The 8,899-nt window shown below is 71.5% G+C and carries 9 protein-coding genes; all 9 read right to left on the bottom strand.

Features of this window, described 5'->3' with window-relative positions:
* A partial coding sequence (locus tag A1QA_RS13360; protein ID WP_017177651.1) for a metal ABC transporter permease occupies nucleotides 1–598 on the bottom strand: 598 nt, incomplete at its 3' end.
* On the bottom strand, nucleotides 598–1,611 hold the full coding sequence (locus A1QA_RS0104055; protein WP_017177650.1) for a metal ABC transporter permease: 1,014 nt from the start codon (nucleotides 1,609–1,611) through the stop codon (nucleotides 598–600). The genes A1QA_RS13360 and A1QA_RS0104055, both read right to left, overlap by 1 nt.
* Complete coding sequence (locus A1QA_RS0104050) at nucleotides 1,608–2,366, bottom strand: metal ABC transporter ATP-binding protein (RefSeq protein ID WP_017177649.1); 759 nt, start codon at nucleotides 2,364–2,366, stop codon at nucleotides 1,608–1,610. The genes A1QA_RS0104055 and A1QA_RS0104050 overlap by 4 nt, the downstream gene beginning before the upstream one ends.
* A gap of 60 nt (nucleotides 2,367–2,426) precedes the next feature.
* On the bottom strand, nucleotides 2,427–3,389 hold the full coding sequence (locus tag A1QA_RS0104045) for a metal ABC transporter substrate-binding protein (protein WP_017177648.1): 963 nt from the start codon (nucleotides 3,387–3,389) through the stop codon (nucleotides 2,427–2,429).
* A 140-nt stretch (nucleotides 3,390–3,529) separates the two neighbouring features.
* Nucleotides 3,530–4,054, bottom strand: coding sequence for a NifU family protein (locus A1QA_RS0104040; RefSeq protein ID WP_017177647.1), 525 nt, complete (start codon nucleotides 4,052–4,054; stop codon nucleotides 3,530–3,532).
* Between the two features lie 29 nt (nucleotides 4,055–4,083).
* A complete protein-coding gene (gene feoB, locus A1QA_RS0104035) occupies nucleotides 4,084–6,168 on the bottom strand; it encodes a ferrous iron transporter B (RefSeq protein WP_017177646.1) in 2,085 nt (694 codons plus the stop codon).
* Nucleotides 6,165–6,515: a FeoA family protein gene (locus tag A1QA_RS13355; RefSeq protein ID WP_017177645.1), complete on the bottom strand. Its 351-nt coding sequence runs from the start codon at nucleotides 6,513–6,515 to the stop codon at nucleotides 6,165–6,167. The genes feoB and A1QA_RS13355 overlap by 4 nt, the downstream gene beginning before the upstream one ends.
* A gap of 206 nt (nucleotides 6,516–6,721) precedes the next feature.
* Complete coding sequence (locus tag A1QA_RS0104025) at nucleotides 6,722–7,501, bottom strand: type 1 glutamine amidotransferase (protein ID WP_017177644.1); 780 nt, start codon at nucleotides 7,499–7,501, stop codon at nucleotides 6,722–6,724.
* Nucleotides 7,498–8,826: a Mur ligase family protein gene (locus A1QA_RS0104020; protein ID WP_017177643.1), complete on the bottom strand. Its 1,329-nt coding sequence runs from the start codon at nucleotides 8,824–8,826 to the stop codon at nucleotides 7,498–7,500. Before A1QA_RS0104020 ends, A1QA_RS0104025 begins: the two co-directional genes overlap by 4 nt.
* Nucleotides 8,827–8,899: the final 73 nt, after the last annotated feature.

Genomic DNA, 8,899 nt, shown 5'->3' with positions numbered 1-8,899 from the left:
TCAGCGCCACGAGCATCATGAGGCCAAGGTCGGTGCGCCGCACCGGCATGCCCATGGTGCGCGCAGAGACGGGGTCGAAGGTGGAGATCTTGAGAGTCGGGTAGCACAGGGCGATATAGGCCGCCGTGATCGCGAAGACGCCCGCCAGGCGCCACATCATCCGCGGGCCGAGGTCGATGCCGCCGTCGGCCACGAGGATGTGCTCGGGCGCCAGCGCCATGAGGTTGAGGTCGCCGGTGAGGACGGTGTCCTCGCTGATGTGGACCTGGGACAGCGCGGTGGACAGCAGGAGCACGCCGATGGCGAAGAGCACCGGGAAGACCAGGCCCTGGTCGGCGTCCCCGGTCACCAGCCCGGAGGCGCGCAGGCGCTCGGCGCCCAGCACGACGAGCAGCCCCATGAGGGAGGCGGCCACCACCATGAGGGGCGAGCGCGTGGATCCTGAGACGATCGCGCCGATGACGATCCCGGGCAGGACGGCATGGGACATGGCCTCCACGAGCATCGCCTGGCGGCGCAGCACGAGGAGCGTTCCAGGCAGGGCGCAGGTGAGGGCGGTGGTGACGGCCAGGACGGCGACGGAGACGATGAAGGGCATCAGCGGGCTCCCTCGCTCTCGGCAGTGATCTGAGCCAGCAAATCCCGGCGCTGCTTGCGCAGACGGGCCCGGCGCCGCAGGATCGAGCGCTCGGGCGCACCCAGCAGTGAGACGGTGAGGAAGACCGCCAGGACGAGGACGACCACTGGTCCGGTCGGCACGCGGCCGAGGTTGACGGCCAGAGCCGATCCGATCGCTCCCGAGGCGCCGCCGATCGCACCGGCCAGCCCCACCATCGACCACAGGTGGTGCGTCCACTGCCGCGCGGCCGCGGCCGGCATGATCGCGAAGGCCACCATGAGGATGAGCCCGACGGCCTTGATGCCGATGACGATAGCCACGGTGGCTGTCCCCAGGAGCAGTGGGGAGAGGATACGCGGGGAGAATCCCATGGCCTGGCAGGCGATGGGATCGAAGGTGAGCAGCGCCAGTTCCTTCCAGCACACCGCCACCACGATGAGCGACGCGGCCCCGAAGGCCAGGATGGTGGTCAGATCCGCCCGAGTGAGGGTGGCGGCGTTGCCGAACATGTAGGAGGTGATCCCCCCGCGCTCGGGCAGGGAGGAGTGGACGATGATCCGCATGAGCACCATCCCGCCCCCGTAGAAGAGCGCCAGGCAGATCGTCATCGCGGCGTCGAGCCCCACGCGCGAGCGCGCCGCGATCCAGTTCGCCAGGAGAACGGCGCAGGTGGAAGCGATGATCGACCCGATGGTCAGCACGAGCATGGACCTTCCCCCGATGCCGAGGAGGGCCGTCGCGATGATGAAGGAGCCGGCCACGCCCAGGGTGGCGGCGTGCCCGATGATGTCGGAGACGAGCGATTGCTTGTGCAGGTACAGGAACGCTCCGAGCACCCCCGCGGTCAGGCCCACGACCGTGGTTCCCAGCAGCATCATGCGGAAGGTGTAGGAGGCCAGGAGCGCGCCGGGGCCGACGGCGCCGGGCAGGAGCGCGGAGACCTCGGCGAGCGGCGCTGCCGGCAGCCCGGCCAGGGCGAGCGCGGCGCTCATGCGTCCGGCCCCCCGCCCATGAGCGCCTCGTCGCTCAGCCCGTAGGCGCGGTGCAGCGTCTGCGCCGTGAAAGCCTCCTCGAGGGGCCCCGCGGCCACGAGCAGCCCGTCGGACAGCAGGACCGCGTGCGTGCAGAAGCGCCTCACCGTGGACAGGTCGTGGTGGACGACGACGATCGTGCGCCCCTCGTCCCGCAGGGAGCGGAGCACCTCCATGATGGCCTGCTCGGAGGCGACGTCGACTCCCGCGAAGGGCTCGTCGAGCAGGTAGAGGTCGGGCTCCTGGGCCAGGGTGCGCGCCATGAAGACGCGCTGCTTCTGGCCCCCGGAGAGCTGGGAGATCTGTCGACCCGCCAGCTCCGGGATGCCGACCCTCTCCAGGGCCTCCATGGCGGTGGCGCGCTGGGCGGCGCCCGGGTGGCGCCACCAGCCGAGCCTGGCGTAGGTGCCCATGGTGACGACGTCGCGCACCGTGGTGGGGAAGTCCCAATCGACCTCGGCGGTCTGGGGCATGTAGGCCACCCGGTCGCGGCAGCGGGACAGCTCCTGGCCGAAGAAGCGCACGGAGCCGGCCAAGGAGGGGACGAGCCCCATGGAGGCCTTGAGAAGGGTGGACTTCCCGGCGCCGTTGGGGCCGAGGATGGCTGTCACCGAGCCGTCCGGGATGGTCAGGGTCACGTCCTTGACGACGGGGCGGGCGTGGTAGGCCACCGAGAGGTGCTCGACGGCGCAGGGAGGGGCGGGATCGTGCGTCACAGGGGGTCCTCATCAGTGGGAAGCCCGCCGCGATGACGGGCTCCCCGGGGGCGGATGCGCTCAGGCGGTCTTGCCGGTGAGGGCGGCGGAGATGGTCTCGGCGTTGTAGGCGAAGACCCCCAGGTAGGTGTCCACCGGGGCGGCCTCGCCGAGCGAGTCCGCGTACAGGGGCTTGTCGGAGACCTCGACGCTGCCGCCCTTGGCGGACACGGACTCCTTGAGATGGGTGATGGCCTCGGGGTTCTTGAGGTTGTCCTGGAAGATGACCTTGACGTTCTTCTCGGCGATGAGGGCGGCGAGCTCATCGATGTCCGTCGCGCTCTTCTCGGACTCGGAGGAGACGAAGTCAGTGGCGTGGATCTCGATGTCGTAGGTCTTGCCGAGGTAGTTGAAGGCGTCGTGGCCGGTGACCAGGACCCGGTTCTCCTTCGGGATCGCGTCGAAGAGCTTCTTGGCGGTCTCCTTGGCCTCGTCGATCTTCTTGTTGTAGGCCTCGGCGTTGGCCTTGTAGGTGTCGGCGTTGGCGGAGTCGATCTCGGCGATCTTGTTCGCGCAGGCGGTGACCACGTGCTTCCAGTTGTCGGGGGAGTTCCACACGTGGGGGTCGTGGCCCTCGACGACGCCGTCCTCCTCCCAGGGCAGCAGCATGTCCTCGGGGATGGACTCGGCGGCTGGGACCTGCTTGGCGCCGAGGGCCTCGAGCTGGTCCATCATCTTGTGCTCCATGTCGTGGCTGGTCCACAGGACGACGTCGGCGCTCTCGATGGCCTGGGTGTCCTTGGTGGTGAGCTCCTGGGTGTGGGGGTCGCCGCCGGGGCCGACGAGCACGGTGATGGTGGCGTCGGGCGCGATGTTCTTCGCGGCGTCGCCCAGGTAGCCGGTGGTGGCCACGATGCTCAGGGAGCCGCTGGCCGCCGAGGCGCCAGCGCCCCCCTCCTTCTTCTTGTCGGTGGCGCAGGCGGCCAGGGAGCCCACTGAGAGCGCGGCCAGGGAGATGAGGGCGCTGCGGCGAGACAGGTGCATGAGTCCTCCGGGATAAAGTTTGGATAGGCGTGCCTGACCACTATAGAGAACGTTGAACATTAGCGGCAAGCCCGCTGGTGGCATCCGCTCCAGGGCTGTGGTGGTTGGCTCCCGCGCCCCCGTCACCGCGATTCCCCGGCTCAGACGGCCTCCCGGACCTCCGCGAGCCAGGGGCAGCGGCGCCGCAGCAGGTGCTCGAAGCGCGCGTGCATGGTGATCGCCGCCGCCGCGCAGTCGTGGCAGGCCCCCTCCATCGCCACCTCGACGACGCCGTCGCGCACCGAGCGCACCTCGAGCGTCCCGCCGTGGCTGCGGGCAAAGGCGCCCACGCGCCCGGCCGCGATCTCCTGAGCGGCCGCCCTCAGGGCCTCATCCGGCCCGACGGCGCTGGCCTGCTCCGTCCCCCGCCAGCCTTGCGGCGAGCCCAGGGCCTCGACGAGCGCGGTGCGCACCCGTGCGCCCTCGTCCGCCCACGTGCGGCCATCCGCGAGCAGGGTGAGCACCGCCCCGGGCACCGCTTCCACGGCCGCGAGGGTTCCGTCGTCCATGAGGGCCTGCAGCGCCGTCGGCGCGGCGGCGACCGTCCCGGCGAAGGGCAGCAGCCCATCGGGGACCACCCAGCGCAGCACCGCCGGATCGGGGGTGGCCAGCGGATGGGTGGGCACGGGCCCGCGAGCCGACCGCCGCGCGAGCCTCACAGGAGGGCCGCGACGATCGTGCGGGCCAGGGCCGCCATCACCCAGGCGGTGACGAACATGTAGCCATAGGCGACGAGCGGCCACTTCCAGGTCCCCGTCTCCCGGCGCATCGCGCCAGCCGTCGCCATGCACTGCAGGGCGTAGACGAAGAACACGAGGATCGCCGCCAGCGTCGCCGAGTTGAAGAGGGGATCCCCGGCCTTGTTGGTCAGCGTGTCCTCCTGGTAGGTCATCGTGGCCAGGTGGGCGCTGGGCGCCTCCGGGTCCTCCGCGGCCGAGATCTGGCCGAGCGTGGCCACGAAGGTCTCGCGCGCCGCGAGGGAGGACAGGATGGAGACGTTGATGCGCCAGTCGAAGCCGAGGGGCTCGAAGACGGGCTCCACCGCCTTCCCGATGGCGGCGGCCCACGAGTTGTCCATCGTGTAGGAGGTCTTCTGGGCCTCGAGCAGCGCGTCGAGCTCGTCGGCGTCGGTGATGGGCTCGCCCTCGTCATCGAGCACGGTGGAGGTGGCGGGGTTGTCCACGGCCGCCGTGATGGCGGAGCACTCGGCGCTGCGCGCGCAGGCCGCCTCGAAGTCGGCGTCGGAGCGCATGGGCACATTGAGCAGCACCCACAGCACCACGGTGGTCAGGGTGATGATCGTCCCGGCCTTCTTGAGGAAGCCCTTGCAGGCGTCCCACACCATGAGGGCCACCGTGCGCGGGCGCGGCAGGCGGTAGGGCGGCATCTCCATGTAGAAGGGAAGGAGGATGCCATCGCGGTCGGTCAGGCGCTTGGCCACCCAGGCCACGAGCATCGCGGAGAAAGCGCCCAGCAGGTAGAGGCCGAACATGATGGTGCCGCGCGCGCCGAAGGGCCCGATGCGGGCGTCGGAGTCCACGAGCAGCGAGATCATGATGACGTAGACGGGCAGGCGCGCCGAGCAGGTCATCAGCGGCGCCGCGAGCATCGTGGCCAGGCGGTCCTTCGCGCTGGGCAGGGTGCGGGTGGCCATGATGCCCGGGATCGCGCAGGCGAAGGAGGACAGCAGTGCCACGAAGGCGCGCCCCTCCAGGCCGGCCTTGCCCATCACCCGGTCCATGAGGAAGGCGGCCCGGGACATGTACCCCACGCCCTCCAGGATCGCGATGATGAGGAACATGATGACGATCTGCGGCAGGAAGACGAGCACCGCGCCGACGCCGCCGATGAGGCCGTCTCCCAGCAGGCCGCCCAGGAGCGGGTGGGACTCGTCCAGCCACCCGTGGACGAGCTCCCCCAGGGAGCCGATGCCGTTCTCGATCGCGTCCTGGAAGGGGCCCGCCCAGGTGAAGATCGACTGGAAGAAGAAGTACATGACCGCGAAGAACACGATGCTCCCGGCCACCGGGTGCAGCAGGACGCGGTCGACCGCGGAGGTCGCTGAGTCCGAGGCGGGGGAGGCGTAGTCGGCCGCCGCCAGGATCGAGTCGGTCCAGGAGGCGAGCTCGGCGGGCTCGCTCGGCGGGGTGAGCGGGGTGCGCGGCCATGTGGCGACCTCGGCCAGGTGCTGCCGCAGCTCGGGGATGCCCATGCCGCGGTGCCCCAGCACCCGCACTGCGGGCACGCCCAGGGCCTCGCCGAGGGCGGCGACGTCGAGCCGGCCCTCGCGCCGCGCGAGCTCGTCGGTCATGGTGACGGCCAGGCAGGTGGGCAGGCCCAGGGAGAGCGCCTCGGCCACGAAGGTCATGCCCCGGCGCAGCGTCGTGGCATCGACGACGACGATCAGCGCGTCCGGGGTGCTCACCTCCCGGCAGTCGCCGGTGAGGACATCGCGCACCACCTGCTCGTCGGGGCTGATGGGCTCCAGTGAGTAGGCGCCGGGCAGGTCCTCGATGGTCAGGCTCGTGCCGTCGACGACGCAGCGCCCCTGGGAGCGGGCCACCGTCACGCCGGGGTAGTTGCCGGTCTTGGCGCGCAGGCCGGTCAGGGCGTTGTAGATGCTCGTCTTGCCGGAGTTGGGGGCGCCTGCCAGTGCGACCCTGCGGTCCCCGACGGCGACGGCGGTGCTCGAGGCTCCGCAGTGGCAGGAGGCGGAGCCGCCGCAGTGCTCGGCGCTCATGAGGCCGCTCCCGCCGCCTGCTCGGCCGGGTCGCCGTCCTCGACGACGCGGACGGTCACGAGGTCGGCTTCGTGGCGGCGCAGGCACAGCTCGTAGTCGGCCACCTGGAAGACGGTCGGGTCCCCCAGCGGCGCCCGCCTGCGCGCGGTGATGGCGCGGCCGGGGATGAGGCCGAGGTCCTGGAGGCGGCGGGCCAGACGGCCCTGCGCGGTACCGGCCTCCTGCTGCGCGGTGCCGACGGCGGTGATGATGGCGCGCGCCCCGAGGGGCAGGCGGCCGAGGCTGCTCTCCGCGGTCGCGCCAGCCCGGGTGCGGGCGTCGCCGCGGGTCAGGGATGGGGTACTCACAGTGGTCCTCTGCTGATCTCCAGGTGGACGAGTGTTTGGCTCGCCCTCGCTTGCCAGTAATCAGGATAGCCTATCCTCGTGATCGTGCAAGCCAGCAGGTGAGTTCGGTGGCCTCCGTGTGACCCTCGCGCACTCCTGCGCGCTCCCGCGCGGGAGGGCCGCAGCATCAGCGAACCTCAGTGCGCCCCAGCGCGCCTCAGTGCCCCTTAGCGCGGGCGGGACATCGCCACCGCGCGGGCCTTGTCCGCCCAGGCGCCGTCGAGACTCGGGTGCGCCACGGCGTCGCCGACCCACTCCAGGCCAGCGGCCCCCGCGGCCCCCTGAAGGAGCCAGTCGGCCACGGCCGGGTTCTTCGGCAGGAGCGAGCCGTGCAGGTAGGTGCCGATGACGCGGTGGGCGAGTGCCCCCTCCGTGCCGTCCTTGCCGTTGTTGCCGTCGCCCGAGCGCACGCGCCCGAAGGGCGCCTGGCCCGGGGCCAGGGTGGTCAGCCCCGAGTGGTTCTCGTAGCCGACGATCGTGCCGAAGGTCTCGCTGGTGGTCGTGATGTTGCCGATGAGGCGCCCATCCCCGGCGACGGTCTCGGCGTCGAACACCGAGATCCCCGGGATCTCGCTGCCCTGGCCGGTGAGGAAGCGGTGGCCGAAGAGCTGGTAGAGCCCGCAGATGACGAGCATCGCCACGCCCCCCTGCGCCCACGCGCGCAGATCGGCGGAGCGCGCCTGGAGATCCGCGGTGATGCGCTCCTGGCCGGAGTCCTGGCCGCCGCCGCCCACCACGAGGTGGACGTCGCCGGGAAGCTCGTCGCCCGGATCGTAGGACAGGACCTCGACGTCGTAGCCCCGCCACTGGGCCCTGCGGGTGAGCACGAGGGTGTTGCCCCAGTCCCCGTAGATGTTCATATCCCGGGGGTAGAGCTGGAGGATCCGCAGGGTGCCGGCGCTCGAGCTGCCCGCCTCGCCGGAGTGCTCGTAGAACTGGGCGCTCACTTCATGACCTCCTCGACCTCGGTCAGCTCTCCCAGGCGGGCCCGCAGCGCGAGCATCGCCGTGTAGGTGGTGAACACGCGCATGGGACGGCCCGTGCGCCGCGAGTCCTCGCGCAGGGCGTCCAGGGCCCCGGCCAGATCCGGCTCCACGGCCCCCACATCCACCTCGTCGTAGCGCAGGCGAAGCGCCATGTCCCAGGCGCGCACGCCCGTCACCACGGCCACGCCCTCTCCCCGCAGTCCGGAGAAGTCGACGTCCCACAGCCAGGACATGTCCCGGCCATCGGCGTACTCGTCGTTGATCGCCACCATGACCGACTCAGGGCCGGGCGCCGTGGCGGCGGTGAGCAGTCCCATGCGGAAGCCCGCCGGGTTCTTCACCAGCGAGAGCTGGACCTCGCGGCCGTCGAGGCGCAGGACCTCGCCGCGCCCGAAGGCCGCCCGAACCCGACCGAGCGTGTCGAGCAGGCCCGGCAGGGCGGCGTCGGCGCGGTCGCCCAGGGCCTGAAGGGCCACGGCCAGGGCGGCGCAGGCGTTGAGCTGGTTGTGGATGCCGGGGATCGCGAAACGCACCTCGTGGGGCGCCCCGTCCACGCTGACGACGGCGTCCTGGCCGCTCAGCGATTCCAGGACCACGCGGGGGCTCACGTGCCGGGCGGCGGTCGCGTCGGCGGTGCCGGTGCGCAGCTCGTCGTCGGACAGGAACAGGGAGCGCAGCTCGCCGCCCGCCCCGAAGGCGGTCACGGGAGCGGCCAGGCCCTCGGTGAAGGCGGGCGCGCCCAGGCGCGGGTCGTCGGCGTTGGTGACGACGGCGCCCGTGGTGGCCAGGGCGACCTTGCGCAGGAGGGAGGCGGTGTAGTCGATCTCCCCGAAGCGGTCGAGCTGGTCGCGCATGACGTTGAGCAGCAGGCAGGCGCGCGGCTTGACGAGCTGGACGAAGCGGACGGCGTGGGCCTCGTCGAGCTCGAGGACCGCCACGTCCGCGCGCAGGCGGCCAGCGGCGTCGACGTCGTGGAGGAGGGAGGCGAGCACCCCGCGCACGAAGTTCGAGCCGGTCCGGTTGGTGACGACCCTCAGCCCCTGCTCGGCGAGGAGCTGGACGACCATCTTCGTCGTCGTCGTCTTGCCGTTCGTGCCGGTCACGACGACGACGCCCATGGGCAGCTGACCCAGCGCGCGGGCGAGGAAGCCGGGGTCGGCCTTCTCCATGACGAGCCCGGGGAAGGCTGTTCCGCCGCTGCCGCCGCCGCGCAGGCGGGCGGCGACGCGGGCCGCGCGGCCCAGGGCGACCGTGAGACCGGAGCGCAGGGATATCGAAGAGGTCATGGGCGCGAGTCTATCGAGCGCCAGAGGCGGCGGCGGACCGGTCCAGCGGGGGAGGGGGAAGGGAAGGAAGGGG

It is taken from the genome of Actinomyces timonensis DSM 23838, assembly GCF_000295095.1.
In the GTDB taxonomy this organism is placed as follows: Bacteria; Actinomycetota; Actinomycetes; order Actinomycetales; family Actinomycetaceae; genus Actinomyces; species Actinomyces timonensis.
Note: the sequence above shows the minus strand (reverse complement) of the source record. Positions and strands in the feature narration are given on the sequence as shown.

What these genes read in the sequence shown, in the direction of transcription:
- A1QA_RS0104055 (WP_017177650.1), bottom strand. Translation starts at nt 1,611, where the DNA reads ATGAGCGCCGCGCTCGCCCTGGCCGGGCTGCCGGCAGCGCCGCTCGCC.
- feoB (WP_017177646.1), bottom strand. Translation starts at nt 6,168, where the DNA reads ATGAGCGCCGAGCACTGCGGCGGCTCCGCCTCCTGCCACTGCGGAGCC.
- A1QA_RS0104020 (WP_017177643.1), bottom strand. Translation starts at nt 8,826, where the DNA reads ATGACCTCTTCGATATCCCTGCGCTCCGGTCTCACGGTCGCCCTGGGC.
- A1QA_RS0104045 (WP_017177648.1), bottom strand. Translation starts at nt 3,389, where the DNA reads ATGCACCTGTCTCGCCGCAGCGCCCTCATCTCCCTGGCCGCGCTCTCA.